This is a genomic window from Streptomyces sp. NBC_00667 (genome assembly GCF_036226825.1).
In the GTDB taxonomy this organism is placed as follows: domain Bacteria; phylum Actinomycetota; class Actinomycetes; order Streptomycetales; family Streptomycetaceae; genus Streptomyces.
The window spans coordinates 1562384-1588520 of the sequence record NZ_CP109022.1; the positions used below are offsets into that span (position 1 = coordinate 1562384).

Consider the following 26137-nt stretch of genomic DNA (forward strand, 5'->3'; position numbering starts at 1 on the left):
AGGCGGTATCCGGGGGCAGACTAACCAGTCGGTATGTCACATCGGAAGGGGGCGGCCGCCTGGGCGCCTCTTTCGGAGCCTGCCGGTCGAGCCCGCGTCGTCCGGCGCCGTGCCTCGCAAGGCGGAGGGGCGCCGGCGTACCGGACGTACTCCGGCGCCCCGACGACCGTGGGGGCACCTCCCAGCGGTAGCTGGGGGAGAGGTGCGGTGTCGGACGGCGCGGGTCGGGCAGGATCCGGAAGGGACGGCCTAGCGTGTGCGGATGACGCTGTCGCGACGCGGGGTGCTGGGACTGGCGGGGGCCGTGGGGGCGGCGGGGGCCGTGGCGGCCCCGGGGGGCGCGGCCGCCGCGCCGGGAAGGGTGCGCACCGGGTTCGAGCGGCTCGCCGCGGACGGGTACGGGCTGCTCGCCGGACAGCGGATCGGGGTGGTCACCAACCCGACGGGCCTCACCGCGGACGCCCGTCACCTGGTGGACGTCCTGCACGCCGACGAACGCGTCGACCTGGTCGCGGTGTTCGGACCCGAGCACGGCTTCCGCGGGACGGCCCAGGCGGGCGGCTCCGAAGGCTCGGCCCGGGACCCGGCCACCGCACTGCCGGTGTACGACACGTACGGCAAGAGCGGCCGGCAGCTCGCGGACGTCTTCACGGCGGCCGGAGTCGACACGGTCGTCTTCGACGTCCAGGACGTGGGCGCCCGCTTCTACACCTACATCTGGACCCTGTACGACTGCATGCGGGCGGCCGCACTGGCCGGCAAGGCGGTGGTCGTGCTGGACCGCCCCAACCCGATCGGCGGCCTGCGGGCGGCCGGGCCGGTGCTGCGGCGGCCGTACGCCAGCGGCGTGGGACGCGAGCCGATCGCGCTCGCGCACGGCATGACGGTGGCCGAACTGGCACTGCTGTTCCAAGGGGAGTTCCCGGCCGAACGCCCCCTCGCGCTGAGCACCGTACGGATGTCCCGGTGGCGCCGGGGTGCGTTCTTCGGCGAGACGGGGCTCCCCTGGGTGCCGCCGAGCCCGAACATGCCGACCCCGGACACGGCCCTGGTCTACCCGGGGACGTGCCTGTTCGAGGGGACCAACCTGTCCGAGGGGCGGGGTACGACGACGCCGTTCGAGGTGGTGGGCGCCGAGGGCGTCGACCGGCGGTGGGCGGAGGCCGCGAACGCCCTCGGCCTGCCCGGGGTGTGGTTCCGGGAGGCCTATTTCACGCCGGTCTTCTCCAAGCACGCCGGGAAGGTGTGCGGCGGGGTCAGGCTGCTCGTGCACGACCGCGCGGCCTTCGACCCGGTGCTGGCGGGGATCGGGCTGCTGGTCACCGCCCGCCGCACGTGGAGCGGGTTCGCCTGGCGGCCCGACCACTGGATCGACCGGCTGACCGGTTCCGACCGGGTGCGGACCATGGTGGACGCGGGGGCGGGGGTGGAGGAGATCGCCGGCGACTGGGCGGCGGGGCTCGCCGGGTTCGCGGCGGTGCGGGAGGGGTACCTGCTGTACCGGTGATGCGGTACTGGATCCGATGCCGGGCGGGGTCTTCGCGGAGCGGGAGCCGTCGAGGGGCTGGCCGGGCGGCGCCGGCCGCAGGATGCTGGACGCGGCGGTGACAGGACCCGGAGGGGGGCGTCATGTCGGGTGGGGCGGCGTGGGGAACGGGCGTCGGGGTGGCTCCGTACGCGGAGCTGGTCTTCGACGCCGACGGGGATCCGGCCCCGGGCACCGGGACCGCGCTCGACGGGATGGACGCCACCGACCTGCTGGTCTTCGCCCACGGCTGGAACAGCGAACCGCACACCTCGACGCTGCTCTACGACCGGTTCTTCGAGCCGTTCCCGGACCTGGTGGGGCCGGCGGTGCGACTGGGGTACGCGGGGGTCCTGTGGCCGTCGATCCGCTTCGCGGACGAGCCGATACCCGACTTCGACCCCCGGGGCCTCGCGGGCGCGCTCGCCGAGCCGGGGTTCGGGACGGCGCTGGACCCGGACACCAGACGGGCGCTCGGGGAGTTCTGGCCGGGGCGGGAGGCGGAGCTCGACCGGGTCGCCGAGCTGCTGGAGGAACGGCCGCCGTCGCAGGCCGCGTTCGTGGAGTTCGGGGCGCTGGTGCGGGAGCTGGCCGGGGTGGCGGCGGTACCCGGCGCCACCGGCGAGGACGTGCCGGCGATGTTCACCGAGGACGTCCTGGAGGTGTGCCGCCGCTTCACCGAGGCCGTCGTCGAAGCGGGCGGGCACGCGGGTGGGCACGTGGGCGGGGCGGAGCCCCCGACGGGCGGGGCGGAGCTGTCGATCGGCGGCGGGCTGCGCGCCTTGTGGAGCGGCGCCAAGGAAGTGCTGCGCCAGGCCACGTACTACGAGATGAAGAAACGTGCCGGAGTGATCGGCGAGCGGGGGCTGGGACCGCTACTGGCCCGGCTGGCCGCCCACAGGCCGGCCCTGCGCATCCACCTGATCGGGCACAGCTTCGGCGGCCGGGTGGTGTCCTTCTCCCTGCGCGCGGTACCCGCGGGCGCCCGGTACGTGAAATCGCTGACCCTGCTCCAAGGGGCCTTCTCCCACTACGCCTTCACCGACCGCCTGCCGCACGACAAGAGCCGCGGCGGCACCCTGCACGGGCTCCAGCGCGCCGTGGACGGCCCGGTGGTCGCCTGCCACTCCCCTTACGACACCGCCCTCAAGGTGTTCTACCCGCTGGCCTCGCGGATGGCAGGGGATTCGGCCGGTGTGCTGGGACTGGACGAACGGTGGGGCGCGCTGGGACACGACGGCGTGCAGGCGGTGGCGGGCGCCCCCCGGATGACACTGGCCGCGGCGCTGCGCGACGGGCTGCCGACGGCCGGTTGCGTCAGCGTGGACGCGGGCGCCGTGGTCCGCAGGGGCGGGGCCCCGACGGGGGCGCACAGCGACATCTGCCACGAGGAACTGGCCCGGATCGTGGTGGCTGCGGGGCGCATGGGGCGCTGACTTCCGGCCATGTGCCACCCGCACGCCTCGACCGCCCCGCATGCGCCCACGCACCTCCGGGCATGTTGGGCACGTCGGAACGTAGGACGACGTTCACCTCGTACGGCGTCTCGACGTCGGTGTGGGCGTGGGCGCGGCGGAGGTGAGGGTGTCATGGCGGGATTCCGGAGTCTGGCCTACCAGGTGCGGGACGGGCGCAACGACCGGGCGTTGCGGCGCCATTCGCTGCGCCGCTGTCTGGAGCGGTTCGCCCCGTACGGGCACCGTGCGACGTGGTGGCACCTGTGCGACCGGCACGGGATCGCCCCGGAGGACCGGGCGGCCGATCCGCGGCGGTTGGTCGCGGCGTTGGAGGAGTTGGAGGAGGCGCGGGCGGTCTGGCTGGAGTACGAGCGCCAGTTCGCGGAGCGCAGAAGGCGCGAGAAGCACCATGGGCTGCGCCGGCCCGAGTGGGCGTGGGGCGGCAGCGGGGACGCGGTGGTGCGGTGCGCGGACCCGGGGGTGCGGCCGGACGGGACGCTGGGCGAGGTGCTGCGGCGGCTGGTGCGGGCGCTGGAGTCGGAGCCGGGGACGTCGTGCCCGGTCTGCGGGGAGCAGGAGCTGCGCTGGCCTCCGGTGGGCGCGGGTCACGGGGCGTGGGCCGGGGCGTGGGCGTGGGACGGGCCGGTGTGCGGGGGCTGCGGGATCGTGGTGCCCAGACCTGCGTTGGCGGACGCGCTGACGTATCCGTCGGCGGCGTGAGCGGTGGGCGGGTGGGGCCGAAGGCCCCGGGGGCGTGGATCCAGGTCGCGCTGAACGGCGCGCGGGGTGCGGCGGAGGGGGCCGCCGTGCCGATGTCCCCGCAGGCGCTGGCGGAGTCCGCGCTGGGGGCGGTCGCCGCGGGGGCCCGGGAGGTACTGGTCCACCCGAGGACCCCGTGCGGGCGCGAGAGCCTTTCGCCCCGGGTAGTGGGGCCGGTGCTGGAGGCGTTGCGGGGCGCGGGGGTCTCCGTACCGCTGGGCGTGCCGGTGGGCGCGGCGGCCGAGCCGGATCCGGCGGGGCGGCTGGAGCGGGTGCGGTCTTGGGTGGTGCTGCCGGAGCGGGCGGTGGTGCGCTGGGCGGAGCCGGGGGCGCGGGCGACGGCGTCGGCGCTGCTGGCGCGCGGGGTGGCGGTGGATGTGGTGGTGCCGCTGGGCGCTGCGGGGCGGGCCGAGGGTGTGGGGGCCTGGGTGGCGGGGCGGGCGGGGCGGGTTCGGCTGGTCGGTGAGCTGGCGGAGGCGGATCCGGCGCTGGCGTCGGGGCTGGTGTCCGCGCTGGCGTCCGGGCTGGTGTCGGAGCGACTGGTGGGGCTGGGGTTGGGGCTGGTGTCGGGGCCGGGCGGGCCGGCGTCGGTGCCCTGGGTGCTGTTCGGGCGGGAGGCCGCCGCCTGGCCCGCGCTGCGTCTGGCCGCGCGGTGCGGTGCGGGCGCGCGCATCGGCGTGGGAGAGGTGCTGTCGCTGCCGGACGGGCGGCCTGCGCGTTCGAACGCCGAGTTGGTGGCGGCCGCCGTCCGGGAGTGGGCGCGCGCCGCTACAGCGACAGCCGGGAGCCGGTGAGGCGTTCACCGAAGACGTCGTCCGGATTGGACAGCGCGCAGGTCTTGAGCGAGAGGCAGCCGCAGCCGATGCAGTCGGAGAGGTTCTCGCGCAACCGGGTCAGTTGCTTGATCCGCTCGTCCAGTTCGCTGCGCCAGGCTTCGGACAGGGCCGCCCAGTCCTCGCGGGTGGGCGTGCGTTCCTCGGGGAGCCGGGCCAGTGCCTCGCGGATGCTGGCGAGCGGGATGCCGACCCGCTGCGCGGCGCGCACGAAGGCCACCCGGCGCAGCGCGTCACGGGTGAAGCGGCGCTGGTTGCCGGAGGTGCGGCGGCTGCTGATCAGGCCCTTGGCCTCGTAGAAATGGAGCGCGGAGACGGCCGCGCCGCTGCGCGCGGACAGCTGGCCGACCGTGAGTTCGTGGACTTTTCCGGGAATCTGCGGCACCTGACCGAGGGTAGTCGGCCCGGGCGGGGAACCGGGGTGGGGGTGCGTTGACGGGGACGGGTGTGCGGGGACAGGGGCGGCGGGGGTGCGTTGACAGGGGCGGGCGGTCCACGCATGCTGAGCAAGCGCTTATTAGCTTGATCAGCGAGAGGCAGGGGCAGGCATGGCCGAACCGAGGATCTTCACGTCCGCCGAGGAACTGCGCGCCGGGATCGGCGAACAGCTGGGCCCGAGCGGGTGGCTGGAGGTGGACCAGAAGCGGATCGACCTCTTCGCCGACGCCACGGGCGACCACCAGTGGATCCACGTGGACCCGGAGCGGGCGACCGCCGGACCCTTCGGCTCCACCATCGCGCACGGCTACCTCACGCTGTCGCTGCTGCCGAGCCTGGTGCCGCAGATCATGCGCGTCGAAGGCATGCGGATGGGCATCAACTACGGGACGAACAAGGTGCGGTTCCCGGCTCCGGTGCCGGTCGGGTCCCGGCTGCACGCCACCGCGGTGATCACCGACGTCACGGAGGCGGGCGGCGGCGTGCAGGTCACCGCGACCGTGACCGTGGAGCGGGAGGGCGGCGACAAGCCGGTGTGCGTGGCGGAGTCGGTGTCCCGGTACTACTTCTGAGGCGCGGCGGCCCTCATGGTCAGGGCAGCCCTCACGGCCAGGGCAGCCCTCATGGTCAGGGCTGCGCCGCCACCATGCGCAGCACGAGGTCGGCGTAGAGCGCGCCGACCTCGTCGGGCGTGCGCTGTCCGGCGACGTTGAACCAGCGGGCCACGTCGATGCACAGGGACAGCACGGCGAGCGTGGTGCCCGGGACGTCGGGGACGTCGAACTCCCCCGACCGCACGCCGTCGGCGAGGATGCGGCGCACGGCGGCGTCGCTCTGCCGGCGCAGCGCCACGATGTCGGAGCGGTGCTCCGGGGCGAGGGCGTCGAGTTCGTACTGGACCACCCGCGCCGTGGTGTGGTGCGCGGCGTGCCACCGTACGAAGGAACGCACGGCCTCGTCGAGCCGCTCGGCCGGGGTGCCCGGACCGTCGGCGGCCGTTTCCAGGATCTCCAGCGCCTTGTCGTGGCCGATGCGGCTGATCCGGTGGAGGAGCTCCTCCTTGGTCTTGTAGTGGATGTAGAGCGCGGCCGGGCTCATCCCGGCGCGGGCGGCGATGTCGCGGGTGGTGGTGGCGTGGTAGCCGCGCGCCGCGAACGTCTCGACGGCGGCGACCAGCAGCCGCCGGGCGGCGTCGGGGGTGACCTCCGACCACGGCTGGTAGCCGCCGGTCTCGACCGCGCCGGCACTGTCCATCGCTCGCTCACCCTCTTCGGCTTGTAGGAACCAACACCTTACCGGAGGGTGAGCAAGCGCTTAGGGCTTTGCGCGCCGGCGCTCGGCGCGGAGCGTCGGGGTGCGTGCGGCGGCCGGACAGAGCGGCTACGGGGCGCTGCGGCGGTCGGGCGCTGCGGCCGCTAGGCGGCCGGGCGTCCCGGGGGCTGCTTCGGGGAGAAGGGATCGTACTCCGTCATGATCTTCTCCATCCGGGCCTGGTCGACCCGGCTGACGATCTGCGTGACCTCCTGGCGGTCGCGGATGACCTTGGCGAGGGTGAAGGCGGAGGTGGTGAGGTAGAGGACCGCGATGCCCAGGAAGGCGCGGACCCAGCCGTCGGCGTCCATGTTGTAGATGCCCAGCCCGACAGCGGCGAGGGCGGTGGCGAAGGAGGCGACGGCCTGGCCGTAGTACGCCCCCGTGTTCTGCTGCTTGACCGGTGTCTCGTTCATGGCTCCAGCTTCGCGGCGGGGCGGCCGGCCACGCATCCGCGCGCGTACTCACGTACGTACTCAGACGGGCGCGCCGACGCTCTCGCCGCCTGCTAGAAGGCGGAAACCCCCGTGCGGGCACGGCCGATGAGGAGCTTCTGGATCTGGCTGGTGCCCTCGTACAGGGTCATGACGCGGGCGTCGCGCAGCAGTTTCCCGGCGGGGTACTCGTCGACGTACCCGTAGCCGCCGTGCACTTGGAGGGCGTTGCTCGCGGCGCGCACGGCGGCCTCGGAGGCGAAGAGCTTGGCGGTGGAGGCCTCGGTGGCGAAGGGCTGCCCCCGGTCGATCAGGTCGGCGGCCCGCCAGGTGAGCAGGCGGGCCGCGTCCACGTCGACGGAGATGTCGGCGATGAGCTCCTGGACCAGCTGGTGCTGGGCGATGGGCTTGCCGAACTGCTCGCGCTGGGCCGCGTACCCGACGGCGGCGTCGAGCGCCGCCTGGGCGATGCCGACGCAGCCGGCGGCGACGGACATCCGGCCCTTGGCCAGCGCCGACATGGCGACGGAGAAGCCCTTGCCCTCGGGGCCGAGCATGGCGGAGGCGGGCACGCGGACGCCGTCGAGGGCGAGTTCGGCGGTGGCCTGGCCGCGCAGGCCGAGCTTGCCGTGGATCTCGCGGCGGGTCAGGCCCGGGCTGTCGGCCGGGACGAGGAAGGCGGAGACACCGCGGTGGCCCGGCTGGTCGTTGGTGCGGGCGAAGAGGAGCACCACGTCGGCCCAGGTGCCGTTGGTGATGAACATCTTGCTTCCGTCGATGACGTACGCGTCCCCCTCGCGCGTGGCGCGGGTGGTGAGGTTGCCCGCGTCGGAGCCGGTGCCGGGCTCGGTCAGGCCGAAGCAGCCGAGCGCGTCGCCGGAGCACAGGCGGGGCAGCCAGGCCCGCTTCTGCTCCTCGGTGCCCCAGGCGGTGATGGTCTTGGCGACGAGGCCGAGGGAGACCGAGACGATGCCGCGGACGGCGGAGTCCCCGCGGCCGAGTTCCTCGGTGACGAGCGCGTAGGCGAGGTGGTCACCGCCCGAGCCGCCGTACTGCTCCGGGACGGTCAGGCCGAGGAAGCCGAGGTCGCCGAGCTTCTTGACGATGGACCGGTCGACGCTCTCGGCACGGTCCCATTCGGCGGCGTACGGGGTGATCTCCCGCTCGGTGAACTCGCGGGCGAGCCGGCGTACGGCGGTCTGTTCCTCGCTGAGCTCCAGATTCACCGGGGACCTCCGGACGTGGTGGGGGTGGGTTGGTCTCGGACGGCCGGGGCGTTAATTAGCACTGCTAGTTTAACGCGCCGGGTCTTACTATGTGCCGCATGGCCAGACCGCGCAAGCCCCTCCTGAGCAGAGACCTCATCGTCGAGGCGGCGGGCGCGCTCGTGGACGCGGAGGGGCTGGAGGCGGTGTCCACCCGGCGGCTGGCGGCGGCGCTCGGGGTCAGCGGGCCTTCGCTGTACAACCACTTCCGCACGAAGGACGAGATCCTGGAGGCGGTGGCCGACTCGGTGAGCGGCCGGGTCGACTTGTCGATGTTCGACGGCGGCCGTGAGTGGCGGGAGGCCCTGCACGACTGGGCGCACTCCTACCGGGCCGCCCTGGCCGACCATCCGAACATCGTGCCGGTGCTGGCGCGGGGTCCCGGCCGTCGCCCGGCGGGGCTGCGGGTCGCGGACGCCGTGTTCGGCGCGATGACGCAGGCCGGGTGGCCGCCGGCCCAGGCGACCAGGATCGGCGCGCTGATGCGGTACTTCATCCTGGGCTCGGCGGTCGCTTCCTTCGCCCGGGGTTTCGTGGACGACCGGACGGCATACGACCCGGGCGACTATCCGCACCTGGGCCAGGCCCACCTGCTGGCGGAGCGGCAGCAGGAGGTGGACGAGGGCGCGTTCGAGACGGGCCTGTCGGCCCTGCTGGACGGTCTGGCACTCCAGTACGAGACGCTGCGGCAGTCGTCCTGACACGCCGGACGTCCTGACACCCGGACGTCCTGACGCCCGCCGGGTGCCCGGTCCAGGAGGGCGACCGGGGATGACCGGGGCGAGGGGGACCGACCCCGGGCGATCGGCTCCGGGCGGCGGACCCGGGCGGCGGACCCGGGCGTGCGCCCCGGCCGGCGGGCCGGGACGCGCGCGCCGGGCGCTAGAAGACGACCAGGGAGCGGCCGCCCTTGCCGGCCAGCATGTCGTCGAAGGCCCCCGGGATGCCGTCGAGGGTGATGTGGTCGGTGACGAGGTCCTTGAGGACGAGGCGGCCGGCCCTGATGTGGTCGGCGATCACCGGCAGGTCGCGGGCGGGGTCGCTGTTGCCGTAGACGCAGCCGGTGAGGGTGCGGGCGAAGTGGAAGATCTCCAGGGCGTGGAAGGCGACCTGCTGGTCCTTGCCGCCGATGCCGACGACGGTGGTGCGGCCCCCGCGACGCGTGGATTCCCAGGCACCCCGGATGGTCTCCGCCCGGCCGACGCATTCGATGGCGACGTCCGCCCCCTGACCGCTCGTGAGGGCGCGGATCTGCTTGGCCGTGGTGTCGGACGCGAGCACGAAGTCGGTGGCTCCGGCCGCCCGCGCCAGCTCCTCCTTGGCCGGGGAGACGTCGACGGCGACGATCGGGCCCGCCTGCGCGATCCTCGCGGCCTGGACGGCGGCCAGCCCGACCCCGCCGACGCCGAAGACGGCGACCGACTCTCCGGGCCGGACCTGGGCGCTGTGGTGGACGGCGCCGTAGCCGGTGAGGACGGCGCAGCCGAGCAGGGCGGCTTCGGTGAGCGGGATCCCCTCGGGCGCGGGCAGCACGCAGTTCGCCGCGACCACCGTCTCCTCGGCGAAGGCGGCGACATTGAGCCCGGGGTGCAGCTCGGTGCCGTCGGCATCGTGGGCGTACACGGCCCCGACTCCGGTGAGGGCATTGGCGCAGAGCCACACCTCGCCGATCCGGCAGTGGTGGCACTCACCGCAGGACGGCGCCCAGTCGAGCACCACTCCGTCTCCCGGTGCGACGTGGGTGACCCCCTCCCCCACCGCGAGTACGGTCCCGGCGCCCTCGTGGCCGAGGACGGCGGGGACGGGGACCCGCATGGTGCCGTTGGTGAGGGAGAGGTCTGAGTGGCAGACACCGGCGGCGGCGAGCCGCACCCGGACCTGGCCGGGGCCGGGTTCGGGCAGCACGATGTCCCGGATCTCCAGCGGGGCTCCGACGGCGGGCAGGATGGCGGCGCGGACCATGGTCGTTTCCGTCTCTCGGGGCGGTGTCGAGCGGGGCGGGGTATCGGGCGGAGCGGCGGGGCCCGGCCCCGGGGTTCGGGTGGGAGCCCGAGTGGGGGCCGGGTGGGGGTTCGGGTCGGGGTTCGGCGGGGCTCAGAACTGCAGGGACTTGGTCTGGAGGTACTCGGCCAGACCGTGCGGGCCCAGCTCGCGGCCGACCCCGGACTGCTTGTAGCCGCCGAAGGGGGCGAGCACGTTGAAGCGGCCGCCGTTGATGTCCACCTGGCCGGTGTCCATCCGGCGGGCGAAGGCGACCGCGGTCTCCTCGTCCGCGGCCCAGACGGCTCCACTGAGCCCGTACACGGTGCCGTTGGCGATGCGGAGGGCGTCCTCCTCGTCCTCGTAGCGCAGGATGGACAGCACGGGGCCGAAGATCTCCTCCTGGGCGATGGTCATCTCCGGCGTGACGTCGGCGAACACGGTCGGGGCGACGAAGTACCCGTGCTCGTGCGGCGCCTCGGGGCCGCCCGCGACCAGGCGCGCGCCCTCCTCGACGCCCTTGACGATGTACGCGCGGACGCGGTCGCGCTGCTTGGCGTTGACGACCGGGCCGACCCTGGTGCCGGGCTGGGTGGGGTCGCCCGTGGCGTACTTGGCGACGGCGGCCGCCGCGAGGGCGACGGCCTCCTCGTACTGGTCCCGGTGGACGAGCATGCGGGTGAGGGCGTTGCAGCTCTGGCCGGTGTTGCGCATGACGTCGGCCACGCCGGTGGAGACGGCCTTGGCGAGGTCGGCTCCGGGCAGGATGACGTTGGCCGACTTGCCGCCCAGTTCGAGGGCGACGCGCTTGATCGCGGCGCCGGCGGTGGCGCCGATCTGCCGGCCGACGGCGGTCGAGCCGGTGAAGGAGACGAGGTCGACTCCCTCGTGCGCGGCCAGCGCCTGCCCGGCGACCGGGCCGGTACCGGTCACCAGGTTGAAGACCCCGGCCGGGATACCCGCCTCGTGCACGGCTTCGGCGAAGAGCTGTGCGGTCAGCGGGGTGTCCTCCGCCGGCTTGAGGACGAGGGTGCAGCCGGCGGCGAGAGCGGGTGCCACCTTTGCAACGATCTGGTGCAGCGGGTAGTTCCAAGGCGTGATGGCCCCGACCACACCGACCGGTTCCATCAGCACCGTGGAGTTGCCCAGGCGCTCCTCGAAGGCGTAGGAGGAGGCGAGTTCGGCGTAGGAGGCGGCGACCCCGATCGGAGCGCCGACGTGGACGGCCTCCGCGAAGCCGAGCGTCGTACCGAGCTCGGCTGTGATCGTCTCGGCGAACTCGCTCTTGCGGGCGGCCAGTACGTCGCGCAGGGCGCCGATCAGGGCGGCCCGTTCGGCCGGGGCCGTCGACGCCCAGCCGGGCAGGGCCGCGCGGGCCGCTCGTACGGCGGCGTCCACGTCGTCGGCGGTACCGGCCGGGACCCCGCCGATGACCTGCTCGTCGGCCGGGTTGACGACCTCGATCCGGTCGCGTCCCGCGGCCGGCCGCCACGCGCCGCCGATGTACATCCCGTCGTGGGCCTTCATGGCTTTCCTCCCGAGCACGCACGAGCGTGTAGACGCTTGACCTCGCGGACAGCCTACAAACTAGCAACGGTAGTTTTACCGGCGCCAGGGTCCACCGGGATCAGATGATGCCGAAAACCATCCCTGCCGCGAGGACGACGAGAGAGGTCAGGGCCGCCCATTTCACGGTGAAGCGGGTGTGGTCGCCGAATTCGACCTTGGCCATGCCGACGAGTACGTAGACGGCCGGAACCAGAGGGCTGGACATGTGCAGGGCCTGCCCGACGAGCGAGGCGCGCGCGATCTCCAGCGGTGAGACGCCGTGGGCGGCGCCGGCTTCGGCCAGCACCGGCAGGACGCCGAAGTAGAAGCCGTCGTTCGACATGAAGTACGTCAGGGGCAGGCTGAGCAGTCCGGTGACGAGGGCCATGTGCGGGCCCATGCCGTCGGGGATCGCGCCGACCAGCCAGTCGGCCATGTGCTTGACCATGCCGGTGCCGGTGAGGACTCCCGTGAAGACGGCTGCCGCGAAGACCATCCCGGCGACGTTCAGGACGTTGTCGGCGTGGGCGGCGACGCGGGCCTTCTGGTCGGGCATGTGGGGGAAGTTGACGGTAAGGGCGAGGGCGGCGCCGAGCAGGAACAGCACCGGGATCGGGAGCAGCTCCATGATCATCGCGGCGAGGAGGGCGACGGTCAGGGCGGCGTTGAACCAGTAGAGGCGGGGGCGCAGGGTCGGCCGGTTCGGGTCCAGGCCCTGCATCCCGTCTGCGTTCCCCTCCCCGCCGGGCGGGGCCGCGGCGGGCATGGGGCGGGGGGACGCGAGCTCGCCCGTGCCGGTGCGAGCGGCCGGGGTGGAGCCGACCCCGGCTGCGGCTCCGGCTCCGGCTCCGGCTCCGGCTCCGGCTCCGGCTGCGACCGTGGCGGGTTGCGCCTCGGCGGGCTCCGCCACGAGCACGGCCTCGTGCGCCCCTTCGCCGGGAAGCGCGAGGGTGCCGACGCGGCGGCGTTCCTTCACGCCGAGCACGTAGGCGAGGACGAGCACGCACACCAGCCCCATGGCGAGGGCCGGGATCATGGGCACGAAGATGTCCGCGGCGTCGAGCTTGAGCGCGGTGGCCGCACGGGCGGTGGGGCCGCCCCAGGGCAGCGTGTTCATGACGCCGTTGGCGGTGGCCGCGACGCCGGTCATGACCACCAGGCTCAGCCCGAGCCGCTTGTAGAGCGGATACATGGCCGAAACGGTGATCATGAAGGTGGTCGAGCCGTCGCCGTCGAGCGAGACGACCGCGGCGAGCACCGCGGTGCCGACCACGACCCGCATCGGGTCGGCCTTGCAGAACCGCAGGATCGCCCGCACGACCGGGTCGAAGAGGCCGACGTCGATCATCACGCCGAAGTAGACGATGGCGAACATCAGCATGGCGGCGGTCGGCGCCAGTTTGCCGACGCCGTCGATGACGTAGTCGCCGAGGTGGGCGCCCTTCCCCGCGAACACGCAGAAGAGCGCGGGGATGAGGACGAGGGCCGCGATGGGCGACATTTTCTTCATCATGATCAGGACGAGGAACGTCCCGATCATGGCGAAACCGAGGAGAGTCAGCATGCAGGGAACGTAGGCGCCTCCTCCTGGGGCCAACAAGACGTCCGAGCGTGAGCAATACGAGCAAAACCCCAGCTCAGGGCAGGGGTGCCAACTCGACGGGGAACCCGTTGAGCACGGCCGTGCCGGACAGCGGGTCCAGCCGGGTGCCGTCCAGCAGCTGGTTCACGTTGACTCCCGGATCGGTGGCGGCCACCGACAGCCGGGAGCCGGCCCGGTCGTGACCCCAGCCGTGCGGGAGGCTGACGACTCCGGTCCGTACGGTGTCGGTGACCTCGACCGGAACGTCGAGGGCGCCGCCGTCGGCGGTGATCCGGGCACGGCCGCCGTCGGTGAGCCCGAGACGCTCCGCGTCGTGCGGGTGCACCTGGAGGGTGCAGCGGTTGGAACCTCCGACCAGGGCCGGGACGTTGTGCAGCCAGCTGTTGTTGGACCGGAGATGGCGGCGGCCCACGAGCACCAGCGCGGCGGGGCGTTCGGCGAGCGCCGCGCGCAGCCTGGGGAGCTCGGCCGCGATCGGGTCGGGCAGCAGCTCGATCCTGCCGCTGCGGGTCCTCAGCACGCCCGGGAGCCGGGGGCGCAGCGGCCCCAGGTCGATGCCGTGCGGGTGCGCGAGCAGCCGGTCCAGGCTGAGGCCGGTCCCGGGCGCGCCGCCGGACCCGGCCGCGGGCGCGCCCGTACCCCCACCCGCGTCGGCGTCCGCGCGCGGGTCGGTGCCGAACCGGTCTCCGTACGGGCCGAGTCGGAGCATCAGGTCGAGGCGGCGCTCGGGGCCGCTCTCACCGCGGAGCAGGCCGGCCAGGCGCGCCGGTTCCTCGCCGGACAGCGGGGAGCTCGGGTCGGCGGTCTCCTTGGCGAGGGTGGCCCGGATGACGGACTCGTCGACGTCGGAGGGGGCGGCTCCGTGCATGCCGGACACGGCGAGGACGAGACGGGCGTGGATCTCGCACTCGTCGAGCCGGTCTGCTTCGAGGGGCACGGCCGGCCGGGTGTAGCGCACCTGGTTGCGGATGGCGAAGCCGTTGAAGGCGAAGTCGTGGTGCGCGCTCTGGGCGGGCGGCGGCGGGGGCAGGATGACATGGGCGTGACGTGAGGTCTCGTTGAGGTACGGGTCCACGCTGACCATGAAGTCGAGTCCGGCCAGTGCCGCGTCGAGCCGGCGGCCGTCGGGTGCGGACAGCACGGGGTTGGCCGCGATGGCGATCAGTGCCCGTATGCGCCCCTCCCCCGGCGTCTCGATCTCCTCGGCCAGGGCGGCGGTGGGCAGTTCGCTCTTGACCTCCGGGTGGCCGCTGACCCGGCTGTGCCACCGGCCCGTGGTGAACCCCTTGCCGGCGCCTGCGGGACGGGGCCGCGGGCCCGCCGCCGGGAGCGGGAACAGGGCTCCGCCCGGCCGGTCGAGGTTGCCGGTGAGGATGTTCAGTACGTCGACGAGCCAACTGGCGAGGGTGCCGTACTCCACGGTGCAGCTACCGATCCGCCCGTACACGGCGGCGGTGGGCGCGGCAGCGAGCTCGCGGGCGAGGGCGCGGATCTCGGCGGCCGGGAGGTCGCAGGCGGGGGCAACGGCCTCAGGAGTGAAACTCGCGAGCGCGGCGCCGAGTTCCCCGAGGCCGTCGGTGTGTTCCGCGAGTGCTCCGGGAGCCGTCAGCCCCTCGGCGAGGAGGGTCTGCGCGAGTGCGGCCAGCAGCAGGGCGTCGCTGCCGGGGCGCGGGGCGAGGTGCCGGTCGGCGAGCCGGGCGGTGCGCGTGCGGCGCGGATCGACGACGACCAGCTTGCCCCCGCGTGCGCGCAGGGCTTTGAGCAGTCCGGGGAAGTCGGGAGCCGTGCAGAGGGAGCCGTTCGACTCGACGGGGTTGGCACCGAGCAGCAGCAGGAAGTCGGTGCGGTCCAGGTCGGGCACCGGGATGGCGAAGGGGTCGCCGAAGAGCAGGCCGCTGGAGACGTGCTTGGGCATCTGGTCCAGGGTGCTGGCGGTGAAGAGGTTGCGGGTGCCGAGGGCCTTGAGGAGGAGCGGCGGGTAGAGGGCGCCGGCCATGGTGTGGACGTTGGGATTGCCGAGCACCACGCCGACCGACTGGGCTCCGTGCTGCCGCACCAGGGCGGGCACGGCTTCGGCGATGGCGTCGTACGCCTCTTCCCAGGTGGCTTCCCGCAGGCGCCCTTCGCGGCGGACCAGCGGGGTGCGCAGCCGGTCGGGGTCGGCGTCGAGAGCGCCGAAGGAGGCGCCCTTGGGGCAGATGAAGCCGCGGCTGAACACGTCGTCGCGGTCGCCCCGGGCGCCGGTGACGGTGGTGCCCTCGATGGTGAGGGTGAGTCCGCAAGTGGCTTCACAGAGGGGGCAGATGCGCAGGGCGGTGCGGGACATGGGCCCTCCTGGGGCGGCAGGCTGCGGCGCGGGCCGACGGCGCACCGAGCATACCGACCGGTAGGGAGGTTGGGGAGGGCGCCGGGCGGGAATTCGGCCGGTCGCGCGGGAGACGAGCGTCGCGAGAACCCGGTCGCGCGCGACGCGGGCGGGTCAGTCCAGGACCCGCGCGAGGTACGCCTGCATCATGGCGCGGGTTTCGGCGACGATGCCGGGGTCCCCCGCCGGGTCGGTCCGGAAGGCGAGTTGGATGAGTGCGTCGGTGGCTTCGACGGCGACCAGGACCGCCCGTTCGAGGACGGCGTCGGAAGTGAGCCCGAGGTGGCGCGAGAGCAGCTCGGTGAGCCGGGCGGCGACCAGGTGGTTCGGGTCGGCCGCGGGGCCCTCCGGGGGCGGCGCGGGCACTCCGAAGTCCACGAGGGCGAAGCCGGGGACGCTGCGCTTCATGGCCAGGTACTCGTCCAGCACCGCGTCCACGACGGGCCGCCAGTGGGTGCGCGGAAGAGTGGCGAGCCGTTCTTGGATGCCCTCGGCGTAACGGTCGAGGTTGCGGTGCGCGAGGGCGATGGCCATGGCGCGCTTGTTCCCGAAGAAGCGGTAGACGGACCCGATGGGCACTCCGGCACGCTGGGCCACGGCGCGGGTACTGAGGTTCTCGTACCCGGTCTCGTCGAGCAGTTCGGCGCAGGCGTCGAGGATGCGGGCGAGGCGGTCGGCGCTGCGCTGCTGGATCGGGGTCCGGCGCATGGGCTGGGCGGGGGGCACGGGGTCCATCATGCCGCCCCTGGCGGGCGCTCGGGTCGGGCGGTGTCAGTTGAGCAGGAGGCTGAGCCCGCCGAGGGTGTACGTGATCATCAGCGCGAGCAGCGGCAGTTGGCCGGCGACGGCCTTCGCCGGCGGGAAGAGGCGTACGGAGCGGTCGTGGGCGGCGACGACTCCGAGGACGTGGCCGGTGACGACGGCGATGACCTGGAGGGCCGCGAGGGCGCCGGGACCCGGTGGCGACAAGGGTTCTGGGGCGTTGTCAGTACCCAGTGCCATGATTACTGTGCGTGGTCCTTCGGTGACGAGGAGGGAGGAGTAGTGGGCGGTGAGATAGCCGAGGGAGATCGGCACGAGTGAGTGCGCGAAGGCGGTCAGCGGGCCGGGGTGCGGGCCGCAGACGAGGCGGGTGGCCGCCGCGCAGAGGCAGTACAGGGTGGCGACGAGGGCGATGGAACCGAGGAGTCCGAGTGTGGCCGTGGGGGTGCGGCCGAGGGGGGAGGTCTGTATCGCGTTGATCCAGGAGGGGTTGTCGGAGAAGCCGTCGTAGGCGGTGGAGCCGAGCAGGACGCAGACGGTGGCGACGAGTCCGGGCCGCTCGGGCGTCGCGTCGAGTCCGTGGAAGGGGTTGCGCAGGACCAGGCGGCCGTCGTCACGGCGGCCGAGGGGGGAGAGGCGGGCCAGGAGGGTGGAGTAGGCCTCGAAGGCGTCCCCGTCGGCGAACCAGTTCTCGCCGAAGCGGGCGGCGAGGGCGAGTTGGAGGGCGGTGTAGCCGCCGAGGGCGATCAGAAGGGTGGTGGTTGATGCGGGATCCGGGGAGACGAGCTCGAGCCAGGTGAAGCCGAACAGTCCGGCCGCCGCGGGCCATTGGCCGAGCCTGGTGGGCAGCGGTCGGCCGGGGCCCTGGCGGGGCAGGGCCCGGGCGAGCAGCCGGTGCAGGGTGCGCAGGGGGTTCAGGAGGCGCCAGACGGGGCCGAGGAGGAGGGAGGCGGGCACGAGTCCGACCCAGAAGAGGACGTAGACGGCGCCAGGAGCGGGGTTGCGGGCCGGGTCGTCAGGACCGAGGAGGAGGTGGAGGAGTACGGCGAGGGCTCCGGCGAGGCCGAGTCCGCGCAGGGTGGTGCGGGTGACCGGCGCGTCGGCCACCCGCTGGAGCCCGGCGGGCAGCCCCAGGCCGGAACGGTCGCCGCGGAAGCGGGAGGTGGACCAGAGCAGGCTGAGGGCCAGGAAGGAGACGAACAGCGCGGCGAAGGCACCGGCGAACGCGTAGAAGGGAGATATGGGCAGATCGTGCTGGGATCCGATCCCGTGCGCGAGGAAGGTGACGGCCGGATCGGCCGGGTGCGGGACCACGTCCCGGCCACCGCAGTCACCCCCCGCGCACAGGGCGGGGACCAGGAGCGGTCGCAGGGTCATCGGACGAGGAGCTGGGTCAGGACCAGGTCGGACTCGTGGGTCTCGACCTCGAACAGACCGGTGCGGTCGGCCGTCAGGACCAGGGTGGCCTCCTGGCCTGCGGGCAGGGCGAGTTCCTTGTCGTATCCGTGGACGTGCAGGGTGTCCGCGCGGTCGCTGGTGACCCGCAGGGCCACGCGTTCACCGCGCGTCACCTCGATCCGGCCGGGGGCGGGAGTGACCTTGCCGGCCCGGACGGTGAGGGTGATCGTCCGGTCGGCTTGCGGGGCCGCCGACGGTGTTGTCGCCGACTGGGGGGTCGCCGATGGTGGGGAGGGGGCGGCGTGGGTGTGGCCCGCTCCGCCGGGGGTTGCGCCGGTCAGCGGGATGGAGGCCTCCACCGCCTTGCCTCCGACGGCCCAGGCGGTGTGGTCGTCGGCGTACAGGCGGACGGTCAGGGTGTGCGCGCCCTCGGGCACCTGCGCCGCGGGCAGGTGGAACCAGGGACCGTACACCCGGGCCAGCTTGCGACCGTCGAGCTCCAGGTGGGCGTGGCCCGTGCCGGGGAGAGCGGCGCCGCCCGTGCTGTCCGGGGTGAAGCGGAAGCCGGCCACGGTCAGTTGGAGGTTCCAGCCGTCCTCGGAGTCGGGGTGCGCGGTGAGGCCCACCTGTGGCGCGCCCCGGGCCGGGACCTCGCGCAGGTGGTGTCCGGCGCCGTCCTGCGCGGGAAGCAGTGTGCCGACGTTGCCGGACGCCTGCTCGTGGCTGGTGCCGGGCTTGTGGTGGGTGGTGGCCCGGCCCCCGCAGCCGGTCGCCGCGCCACCCGCGAGCAGGAGGAGGAGGAGGAGGACGACCAGGGCTGCGGTGCGGGTGGTGCGACGGGGCGTGCCGGACAGGGGGCCGGGCAGCGGGGCGCAGGCGTCGCACGTGACGCGGGCGTCCGGCCGGTCGGTGGGGCGGTCGGTCACGGGGTGCCTCCGGCGGTGTCCGGCGAGTCCGGGGTGGCCGCCGCGCTCATGGCGGGGGCCGGGCCCGCCGGGGCCGGAGCGCGGTCGCTGTCCGGGTCCGTGCCGGGTCCGGCGGGGCGGGCCGGGGTGCCGCCCGGGCGGGCGGAGGCGACGACCGCCCACAGGGTCCAGAGCACCGCCACGACGCCTCGTATCCAGGCGGGGCTCAACGGAATCCAGGGGACCATCAGGACGGCCTTGTCGAAGGCGTCGAGCAGGGTGAGGGCGCCCAGCAGCAGGGTCAGCCGGGCCAGCCAGGGCCGGTGCGGACGCAGGGCCACGCCCACTCCCGTCCACCACAGGCCCAGCAGCAGCAGGGCGAGCGCGGGGACGAAGGTCGGGTTGAGCGTCATGGTGGAGCCGGCGACGTCCAGCACCAGCCCGGCCAGGCCCAGCAATGAAGCGGTCGTCCCGAGCCGCGACTGCCGTAGCCGGCGCCACCACAGCACCCCGCCGACCAGCAGCAGTACGGCGGCCACGGCGAGCGCGAGCTGGGTCTCGACCCGCTCAAGGCCGCGGGCGCCGTACCAGTCGCAGCCGGCGGGCAGCTTGCGTGCCTGGACGTTGTAGTCCGCGCAGACGAGCAGCTGTACCAGCTTGACCGGTTCGCCGGCCAGCCGCGCGGAGCCGCCGGAGACCGACCCGCGGCGGTCGCCGCACTCGGGCAGGGTGCCGGGCGTCGAGCCGTCCGGCCCCGCCTGCCAGCAGTTGCCGCTGCCCTGGCCGTCCCACCACACGTCCATGCCGTTGGGGCGGGAGGCGCCCGACGTGTCCTTGCCGAGGACGTTGCCGGCGTAGCGGTTGTGGTGGGAGGTGTCCGTCTGCTTCGACCAGGCCTCCTCACCGCGGATGAAAGCGGGCACGGCGCTGAGGAAGAAGCCCGCGCGCCGGTGCCCGTACACCCAGTTGTTCTCGTACAGGTTCCAGTTGCCGCCCGCGGTGATGATGCCGGTGCCCGGCGGCATGGAGATCTGGGGGCAGACCACGCCCTGTTCGTAGCCGCGCTCGATCGGCGGCTTGGCGCAGGTGCCGTCGGCGACGTTGGGGTAGTAGTCCGCGTTGTTGTCGTGGATCACGTTCCGCTCGAACTTGGCGTGATTCTGCGGGAGTCCGGGGTGTCCGGGGAAGGCGCTGTCCATCGAGGCGCCGCCCATGTTCCGGTCGAACTCGTTGTCGTGCACCCAGACCGAGTCTCCGGCGGTGCCGGAGTAGCCGACCATGTTGTGGTGGCTGTGGCAGCCGGTGATCTCGATGGAGTAGCGCGGGACGTCGTAGCCGCGGCCGTCGTTGATGTTGGAGGCGCTGCCGGGGTAGATGCCGGAGTCGCCGTTCCCGTACGACTCGCAGTTCTTGTACAGGCCGTGGTCGCTGGCGAAGGTCAGGAACCCGTACTCGTCGTTCCAGCGGGTGAGGACGTCGTCGATGACGAAGCCGTCGCCCGCGAGGACGTAGAGCGAGTTGAAGGTGGTGCGCTGGGCGGTGAAGTTGCGGAAGTAGATGCCGTTGGACTTGTCGGCGCGGATGGCGTTGAGCTTCTGGTACTTGGCGTCGAGGACCACGTCGAGTCGGGAGGCGCCGGTGCCCTCGATCTGCAGGTTCGTCTTGCCCAGGATGGCGACGAGGTTCTGGTTGTGCCGGCACTGCTCCTGCTGTTCGTACGACAGGATCTGGTAGCCGAGCGCCGAGTTCGGGGCCTTGAGCTGGGCGCATGCTCCGGTCGGCTTGGGGAGCGAGGGCTCTTCCTCGTAGAGGCCGGGGAGGATCGCGATGTTCATCCCGGCCCGGTCGACGGCGTCGACGGCGTCCTGGAGGTGGCGGTAGCCGGTCTTCTCGCAGCGGGCGTAGAGGGCGAGGTTGCGCTGCTTGAGGTCTTCGGGGAAGGCGGATATCCGCCGCTCGAAGTCGGGGCGGTCCGTCTTGCAGACCAGCAGGTCCGGCTCCGCGCTGCGGTACTCGGGGACGGATCCGGTTCCGTCGGGGAGGGTGACGGGGCGCTCCTCGTGCGCAGCGGCGGTGGGCGCTGCGGCGAGGAGGGACAGGAGAGCGAGGAGGGCGGCGAGGAGCACCGCCGGCACGGCAGGAATCCTGCGGGTCCACGGCATGCGCGAGAGAGTAGAGCAATGTTCATCTTTTAGGATCCCCTCGGGCATCAATAGCCCGAACTCCGCCCCCACGAGCCGCGCCCCCCTCGCCGGACGCGGCCCCGCCCGGCCGCAGTGAGGCCGACACCTCGCGGCCACGGCCCCCGCCGGAGCCGGCGCCCTCGGGCCCGGGCACCGCGCGCCCCGCCGGGCGTTCCCAGGGGGAGAACGCCACGACGGCGTCCCGCACAAAAAGGGATCAGGCCGGTCGGGCCGACCCGGCGCCGCACACGGGGGACCTCACCTGCGGCGGCCGCCTGGGACCTCTCGTTCGGATCCAGACTTCGCAGCTCCGCTGCCGCCCGCCGACGGCGGTCGACGGCTGAATCACGGGAGGAGGCGGGCGGTGCACACCCTGCCTTGGCTGCACGTGGTTCCGGAGCAAGGCGCCCTGCCCGTCGGTTTGCTGCTTCCCGTGGCCGGCAGGACGTACGTAGCGCGCCTCGACGGCCGGGAGACGGGCGACACGGACTCCGTCTTCCGGCAGTTCTACGACGGACTGGAGCCACCGGACTAGTTCGGGTGGAACTGGGATGCCCTCTCCGCATGCCTGTGTGACCTGAGGTGGCTATTCCTGAAGGAGCAGCTGCGGCTCTGCAAGGAAAAGAGGCCCTGCCCATAGAGGGTAGGGGTCACCTTGTGGAGGGCTTCCGCAGCCGACGGGGCGTCGGCGGCCCTACCCGCGCCCGTCCGTCTCCACCGGCGTGCTGCCGCCACCCGGCGCCGGGTGGCGGCGCCCGGCGGGGTGGCGGCGCCCGGCGGGGTGGCGGGGCGTTGACGGGGGGACCCCGGGAATCCTACTGTCAGGCATAGGATTACTACGGCAGACCCGGGAGCGTTGCATGAGTGACGGCGGTAGCAGCAGCGAGCAGGCCAGGAAGATCGCGGAGGGGCTGGCGTACCTCACCGGCTTCGGGAACGAGCACAGCTCCGAGGCCGTTCCCGGGGCGCTCCCCCATGGCCGGAACTCGCCGCAGCGCTCACCCCTCGGCCTCTACGCCGAGCAGCTCAGCGGCAGCGCGTTCACCGAGCCCCGCACCCACAACCGCCGCTCCTGGCTCTACCGGATCCGCCCCTCGGCCGCGCACCCGCCCTTCACCCGGGTCGACAACGGTGCCCTGCGCACCGCGCCCTTCACCGAGACCGTCCCCGACCCCAACCGCCTGCGCTGGAACCCGCTCCCCGCCCCCGCCCCCGGCACCGACTTCCTGGCCGGCCTCTGGACCCTCGGCGGCAACGGCGACGCCACCCAGCGCACCGGCATGGCCATCCACCTCTACGCCGCCAACGCCCCGATGACGGACCGCGTGTTCAGCGACTCCGACGGCGAGCTGCTCATCGTGCCCGAGCGGGGCGGCCTGCTGCTGCGCACCGAACTCGGCCTGCTCAGCGCCCGCCCGGGCGAGATGGCGCTGATCCCCCGCGGCGTCCGCTTCCGCGTCGAGCTGCTGGACGAGGACGCCCGCGGCTACGTCTGCGAGAACTACGGGCAGCCCTTCGAGCTCCCGCACCTCGGCCCGATCGGTGCCAACGGTCTCGCCGCCGCGCGGGACTTCCGGGCCCCCGTGGCCGCGTACGAGGACGTCGAGCGTCCGACGGAGGTGGTCAACAAGTTCTGCGGCAACCTGTGGTCCGCCACCTACGACCACTCCCCGCTCGACGTGGTCGCCTGGCACGGCACGCACACCCCGTACGTGTACGACATGCGCCGCTTCAACGTCATCGGCTCCATCAGCTTCGACCACCCGGACCCGTCGATCTTCACCGTCCTGACGTCGCCCTCCGACACCCCGGGCCTCGCGGGGGTGGACTTCGTCGTCTTCGCGCCCCGCTGGCTGGTCGGGGAGGACACCTTCCGCCCGCCGTACTTCCACCGGAACGTGATGAGCGAGTACATGGGCCTGATCGAGGGCGCCTACGACGCCAAGGCCGAGGGCTTCGTGCCGGGCGGCGGCTCGCTGCACAACATGATGTCCGCGCACGGACCGGACCGCGAGACCTTCGACCGCGCGAGCGCCGCGGAGCTCAAGCCGCAGAAGATCGACGACGGCCTGGCCTTCATGTTCGAGACCCGCTGGCCCGTCACGGCCACCGCCCAGGCGGCCGGCGCCGAGCACCTCCAGCGCGGATACGACGACGTGTGGCAGGGTCTGGAGCGCCACTTCCGAGCCTGAACGGGCCTGAATGGGCCTGACAGGGCCTGAACGGGTCCGAGCGAGCCCGAACGGGTCCGAACGGACCTGAACGGGTCTGCCGGCCGGTTGTCGAAGTCCCCCATGCCCCGCCCGTACGGAGAAGCACCGTGACCGCCTTCGCCCCCGACTCGCTGGTACTGAACCGCAAGCTTCCGCTCTGGTACCAGGTCTCCCAGTCGTTGCGCGCCTCGATACTGGGGCGCACCCCGGACGCCTCGCTGCGGCTGCCCACCGAGGAGCAGCTGGCCGAGCACTACGGGGTGAGCGTGCTGACGATGCGCCAGGCGCTCAAGGAACTGGAGGGCGAGGGTCTGATCAGCCGGCACCGGCGGCGCGGCACCTTCATCGAACCGGGCGCCCGGCGCGGGGCGCCCGTCCGGCTGCTCGGTTCGGTGGACGCGATCGTGGCCCAGCAGTCGGGCGAGCGTACGACGGTTCTCGGCCACTCCCGCGAGGTGGTGGCCGGGGACCTGCTGGAGCACTTCCCGGGCACGGCGGAGGTGGTCACGTACCGCCGACTGCGCCACGACAGCCAGACCGGGGAGCCGAGCAACTGGGCGGAGAACGCGGTCCTCCCCGAGCTGGCCTCGGCGATCGACCCGGCGGATCTGGAGCGCTGGCCGATGACGAAGGTGATCCGGGACATCGTGGGCGTGCGGATCAGCCGGATCACGGACACGGTCGAGGCGCGCCTGGCCGATCCGGAGACCGCAGAACTGCTGCGCGTCCCGCTGCTCAGTCCGATCCTGCACTACACGGGCGTGACGTACGACGAGGACGGCCGGGTGGTGGACGTCGCACGAATCCGCTACCGCGGCGACCGGTTCTCCTTCACCGTGACCGTCGACGCCACCTGAGAAAAGGCCACCCGGGAAAGAGCCCCCGGAGAAACAGGTCGGGACAGGTCAGGACAGGTAGGGACAGGTCAGCCCTTCTTCTCCTCGTCCTCCGTGCTCCGCTCGCCCTCCGCCTGGGACGGCGTGCTGCGCATGGTCTGCGGGTGCCGCTGCCTCTTCTCCTTCTCGTCCATGTCTTCGTCGAGGCGCTCGCCCTCGGCCTGCGACGGGGTCGAGTATTCGTCGTACTGACTCATGACCGCCTCCTGCCGGAAATGCACACATAGGCCTACACAAGGAGCGTAACGCTTGGGCCGGGGCCGGGCCCGGCCACCGCTCCCCGTCGATACCATCGGCCGCGTGAGCACTGACGTACCGCCGCAGACCCCGCTGCTGGACGATCTGATGCCCTGGGCCGCACGCCCCCCGCGCCTGGGACGGGACTGGGTCGCGGCCCCCGACCCCGCCACCCTGCGGGCCCGCTGGACGGCCCTCGCCGCCGCCGAAGGCGCGGAGCAGGAGCGGCTGTTCCGCCCCGCGCGGGGCCGTACGCCCGCCACCGGGGCGGCCGCCCTGCCCGGGCAGCGCTCCGCCACCGCCCCCTTCGCCGCCGCACCCGGCCCCTGCCCGCAGCCCGTACGCGTCCTGCGCGCCCCCTTCGACGAACAGTGGCTCCTGCCGGACCAGCGCCTCATCGACGCGGCCCGCCCCGAGCTGTGGCGGGTCCTCGACGGTCACCAGCTGTTCCTCGTGGAGAGCCCGGAGCAGCCGTTGGTCACCGCGCACCTGCCGGTCGGGCGCGTCGGCCGCGTGCGCCCCCTGTACCGGCGCCCGGGCGGCGCGGAGCCCAACCTCGCGCCGGGGCTGGCGGCCCTGCTGAGCGAGCGGTACGGCGGCCCGGTCACCGCGCAGGACGTCCTGTGCTGGGTCCTGGCGGCGGCCCGCCCCGGGCCGCGGGGAGCCTACGAGGTCCCGCTCACCGCCGACCCGGAGCGCTGGCGTGCCGGGCTGGAGCTGGGCCACCGGCTGCTCGCGGTGCAGCTGCGCGGCGCACCGGGCGGGGAGGCGCCCCGGCTGCCGGGCGGGCGCCGGCCGTACGTCCGCTCGGCGGTCACGGCCTGGCCGGGCGGGCTCGCGTACGACCCGGAGACCGAGACGCTGACCCTGGGCGACGGCAGCATCTCCCCCGTCCCCGAGGGGGCCTGGCAGTACGAGGCGCAGGGCGTGCGGGTGCTGGAGGCCTGGTTCGCCGCCCGCACCGCGCACCGGGCGGCGGAGGGGGAGGGGCTGGAGGCGCTGGGCCCCGCCGAGTGGCCGCGGGCCTGGACCTCGGAGCTGCTGTCCCTGGTGACGACCCTGGCGCTGCTCGCCGGTCTGGCTCCGCCGCGGGCGGCGTTCGCGCCGGGGCCTTCGCTTCCGGTCTCCGGTCTCCAAGCCGCGGGGGTACTGCCCGCGCCGCGCTGGGCCCGGCGACCGGCCTCCGTCCTGGACCACCAGGAGGAGGGCCCGGGCGGCCAGTTCGCCCTGCTGTAGCGCCGCCGCTCCGGCCGTCCTACGTCCCCCACGCCCCCAGCAGCCGCGACACCGAGCGGTCGAACGCCTCGCCCAGGTCGGCGGGGATGCCCGTCCATCCCGCGAGGGCGGCGGCAAGTCTCGGGTACTCCCCCGTCGCCATCCGGGAGCCCAGCCACGCCGTCCGCGCGCTCTGCTCCTCGGCCTCGCTCCAGGGCAGCGTGCGCGCCCGCTCGGCCAGGGCCAGTTCGCTCGCCACGTACGTGGCCACCGTCCCGTTGACGGCGGCGAGCAGCTCCAGCTTCTGGCCGTCCGGCACCTCCAGCGGCTCCAGGCAGGCCAGGCCGTGCTCCAGGTACCGCAGGGCGTTGGGGCTGAACCCGTGGGCCGGGCTCAGCAGCCGGGGCAGCCAGGGGTGGCGGTGCATGAGCGCCCGCGTCTGGCGGGCCAGGGCCAGCAGGTCGGCGTGCCAGTCACCGGTCGGCGGGGCGTAGGAGTACTCCCCGCTCACCGCGTCGACCATCAGCTCGTACAGGTCCTCCTTGCGCGGCACGTAGTTGTACAGGGACATCGTCCCGGCGCCGATCCCGGCCGCCACCCGGCGCATGGAGACGGCGTCGATCCCCTCCGCGTCGGCGATCCGTACCGCCTCGGCAGCGATCGAGTCACGGCTGTGCGCGGGGCGGGGGCCCCGGCCCGCCCGCTGCGGGCGGGCCCAGATCACTTCGGGTCCGGCAGTGCGGCCGCCGGGCGTCATCAGCCCATCACCTCGTCACTTCTTCCATCGCCCCATCGTAGTTACGTACACCG

Annotated in this window: 24 protein-coding genes and 1 pseudogene; 11 read left to right on the forward strand and 14 right to left on the reverse strand. The window is 73.5% G+C overall.

Annotation, left to right across the window (positions count from 1 at the left end; translation table 11 throughout):
• Window positions 1-262: 262 nt before the first annotated feature.
• The 4 genes from OHA81_RS07525 to OHA81_RS07540 all read left to right on the forward strand — a co-directional run bounded on the left by OHA81_RS07525 (window position 263) and on the right by OHA81_RS07540 (window position 4535).
• A complete protein-coding gene (locus OHA81_RS07525) occupies window positions 263-1507 on the forward strand; it encodes an exo-beta-N-acetylmuramidase NamZ family protein (RefSeq protein WP_329193957.1) in 1245 nt (414 codons plus the stop codon).
• Between the two features lie 122 nt (window positions 1508-1629).
• Complete coding sequence (locus tag OHA81_RS07530; RefSeq protein WP_329193959.1) at window positions 1630-2961, forward strand: serine-threonine protein kinase; 1332 nt, start codon at window positions 1630-1632, stop codon at window positions 2959-2961.
• Window positions 2962-3114: 153 nt separating this feature from the next.
• Complete coding sequence (locus tag OHA81_RS07535) at window positions 3115-3702, forward strand: hypothetical protein (RefSeq protein ID WP_329193961.1); 588 nt, start codon at window positions 3115-3117, stop codon at window positions 3700-3702.
• A gap of 11 nt (window positions 3703-3713) precedes the next feature.
• Entirely contained in the window at window positions 3714-4535 is an 822-nt protein-coding gene (locus OHA81_RS07540; RefSeq protein WP_329193963.1) for a 3-keto-5-aminohexanoate cleavage protein, read from the forward strand.
• On the opposite strand, the gene soxR is transcribed toward OHA81_RS07540, so the two are convergent.
• Window positions 4510-4959: a redox-sensitive transcriptional activator SoxR gene (gene soxR / locus OHA81_RS07545; protein WP_329193965.1), complete on the reverse strand. Its 450-nt coding sequence runs from the start codon at window positions 4957-4959 to the stop codon at window positions 4510-4512. The genes OHA81_RS07540 and soxR overlap by 26 nt on opposite strands.
• 163 nt (window positions 4960-5122) lie before the next feature.
• Between soxR and OHA81_RS07550 the strand changes: the two genes are divergently transcribed.
• Window positions 5123-5584 (forward strand): MaoC family dehydratase, encoded by a 462-nt coding sequence (locus OHA81_RS07550; protein WP_329193967.1) that lies wholly within the window; start codon window positions 5123-5125, stop codon window positions 5582-5584.
• 55 nt (window positions 5585-5639) lie between these two features.
• Here OHA81_RS07550 and OHA81_RS07555 read toward each other — a convergent pair whose 3' ends face one another.
• The 3 genes from OHA81_RS07555 to OHA81_RS07565 all read right to left on the reverse strand — a co-directional run bounded on the left by OHA81_RS07555 (window position 5640) and on the right by OHA81_RS07565 (window position 7983).
• Complete coding sequence (locus tag OHA81_RS07555) at window positions 5640-6266, reverse strand: TetR/AcrR family transcriptional regulator (protein ID WP_329193969.1); 627 nt, start codon at window positions 6264-6266, stop codon at window positions 5640-5642.
• A 161-nt stretch (window positions 6267-6427) separates the two neighbouring features.
• On the reverse strand, window positions 6428-6739 hold the full coding sequence (locus tag OHA81_RS07560) for a YiaA/YiaB family inner membrane protein (protein ID WP_329193971.1): 312 nt from the start codon (window positions 6737-6739) through the stop codon (window positions 6428-6430).
• 92 nt (window positions 6740-6831) lie between these two features.
• Entirely contained in the window at window positions 6832-7983 is a 1152-nt protein-coding gene (locus OHA81_RS07565; protein WP_329193972.1) for an acyl-CoA dehydrogenase family protein, read from the reverse strand.
• Between the two features lie 89 nt (window positions 7984-8072).
• Here OHA81_RS07565 and OHA81_RS07570 point away from each other — a divergent pair, with 89 nt between their 5' ends.
• On the forward strand, window positions 8073-8723 hold the full coding sequence (locus tag OHA81_RS07570) for a TetR/AcrR family transcriptional regulator (protein ID WP_329193973.1): 651 nt from the start codon (window positions 8073-8075) through the stop codon (window positions 8721-8723).
• Between the two features lie 181 nt (window positions 8724-8904).
• Here the strand turns inward: OHA81_RS07570 and OHA81_RS07575 are convergent, their stop codons facing one another.
• From OHA81_RS07575 to OHA81_RS07610, 8 genes are all read right to left on the reverse strand, one after another.
• A complete protein-coding gene (locus OHA81_RS07575) occupies window positions 8905-9984 on the reverse strand; it encodes a Zn-dependent alcohol dehydrogenase (protein ID WP_329193974.1) in 1080 nt (359 codons plus the stop codon).
• A 132-nt stretch (window positions 9985-10116) separates the two neighbouring features.
• The gene (locus tag OHA81_RS07580) at window positions 10117-11529 is read right to left on the reverse strand and encodes an aldehyde dehydrogenase family protein (RefSeq protein WP_329193976.1); all 1413 of its coding nucleotides are present in this window, start codon (window positions 11527-11529) and stop codon (window positions 10117-10119) included.
• A gap of 100 nt (window positions 11530-11629) precedes the next feature.
• The gene (locus OHA81_RS07585) at window positions 11630-13114 is read right to left on the reverse strand and encodes a CitMHS family transporter (protein WP_329193977.1); all 1485 of its coding nucleotides are present in this window, start codon (window positions 13112-13114) and stop codon (window positions 11630-11632) included.
• Between the two features lie 73 nt (window positions 13115-13187).
• Window positions 13188-15479 carry a molybdopterin oxidoreductase family protein gene (locus OHA81_RS07590; protein ID WP_329193978.1) on the reverse strand — a complete coding sequence of 764 codons (2292 nt, stop codon included), beginning with the start codon at window positions 15477-15479 and terminating at the stop codon, window positions 13188-13190.
• A gap of 153 nt (window positions 15480-15632) precedes the next feature.
• Entirely contained in the window at window positions 15633-16253 is a 621-nt protein-coding gene (locus OHA81_RS07595; RefSeq protein ID WP_329202064.1) for a TetR/AcrR family transcriptional regulator, read from the reverse strand.
• Between the two features lie 36 nt (window positions 16254-16289).
• Window positions 16290-17657, reverse strand: coding sequence for a hypothetical protein (locus OHA81_RS07600; RefSeq protein ID WP_329193980.1), 1368 nt, complete (start codon window positions 17655-17657; stop codon window positions 16290-16292).
• The gene (locus tag OHA81_RS07605) at window positions 17654-18493 is read right to left on the reverse strand and encodes a hypothetical protein (RefSeq protein ID WP_329202066.1); all 840 of its coding nucleotides are present in this window, start codon (window positions 18491-18493) and stop codon (window positions 17654-17656) included. Before OHA81_RS07605 ends, OHA81_RS07600 begins: the two co-directional genes overlap by 4 nt.
• Before the next feature lie 107 nt (window positions 18494-18600).
• Window positions 18601-20745, reverse strand: a complete 2145-nt coding sequence (locus OHA81_RS07610) for a right-handed parallel beta-helix repeat-containing protein (protein WP_329193982.1) — start codon at window positions 20743-20745, stop codon at window positions 18601-18603.
• A 385-nt stretch (window positions 20746-21130) separates the two neighbouring features.
• On the opposite strand from OHA81_RS07610, the gene OHA81_RS07615 reads away from it, so the two are divergent.
• From OHA81_RS07615 to OHA81_RS07625, 4 genes and pseudogenes are all read left to right on the forward strand, one after another.
• Window positions 21131-21301 carry a hypothetical protein gene (locus OHA81_RS07615; protein ID WP_329193983.1) on the forward strand — a complete coding sequence of 57 codons (171 nt, stop codon included), beginning with the start codon at window positions 21131-21133 and terminating at the stop codon, window positions 21299-21301.
• Window positions 21302-21406 (forward strand): annotated as a pseudogene (locus OHA81_RS34575) (barstar family protein); the annotation flags it as partial.
• Window positions 21407-21626: 220 nt separating this feature from the next.
• Window positions 21627-22958: a homogentisate 1,2-dioxygenase gene (hmgA, locus tag OHA81_RS07620; RefSeq protein ID WP_329193985.1), complete on the forward strand. Its 1332-nt coding sequence runs from the start codon at window positions 21627-21629 to the stop codon at window positions 22956-22958.
• Window positions 22959-23086: 128 nt separating this feature from the next.
• Window positions 23087-23836 carry a GntR family transcriptional regulator gene (locus tag OHA81_RS07625; RefSeq protein ID WP_329193987.1) on the forward strand — a complete coding sequence of 250 codons (750 nt, stop codon included), beginning with the start codon at window positions 23087-23089 and terminating at the stop codon, window positions 23834-23836.
• Window positions 23837-23904: 68 nt separating this feature from the next.
• Here OHA81_RS07625 and OHA81_RS07630 read toward each other — a convergent pair whose 3' ends face one another.
• Window positions 23905-24072: a hypothetical protein gene (locus OHA81_RS07630; protein ID WP_329193988.1), complete on the reverse strand. Its 168-nt coding sequence runs from the start codon at window positions 24070-24072 to the stop codon at window positions 23905-23907.
• Window positions 24073-24220: 148 nt separating this feature from the next.
• On the opposite strand from OHA81_RS07630, the gene OHA81_RS07635 reads away from it, so the two are divergent.
• A complete protein-coding gene (locus OHA81_RS07635) occupies window positions 24221-25348 on the forward strand; it encodes a type ISP restriction/modification enzyme (protein ID WP_329202068.1) in 1128 nt (375 codons plus the stop codon).
• A gap of 19 nt (window positions 25349-25367) precedes the next feature.
• On the opposite strand, the gene OHA81_RS07640 is transcribed toward OHA81_RS07635, so the two are convergent.
• Window positions 25368-26084: a TetR/AcrR family transcriptional regulator gene (locus tag OHA81_RS07640; protein ID WP_329193990.1), complete on the reverse strand. Its 717-nt coding sequence runs from the start codon at window positions 26082-26084 to the stop codon at window positions 25368-25370.
• Window positions 26085-26137 lie beyond the last annotated feature (53 nt).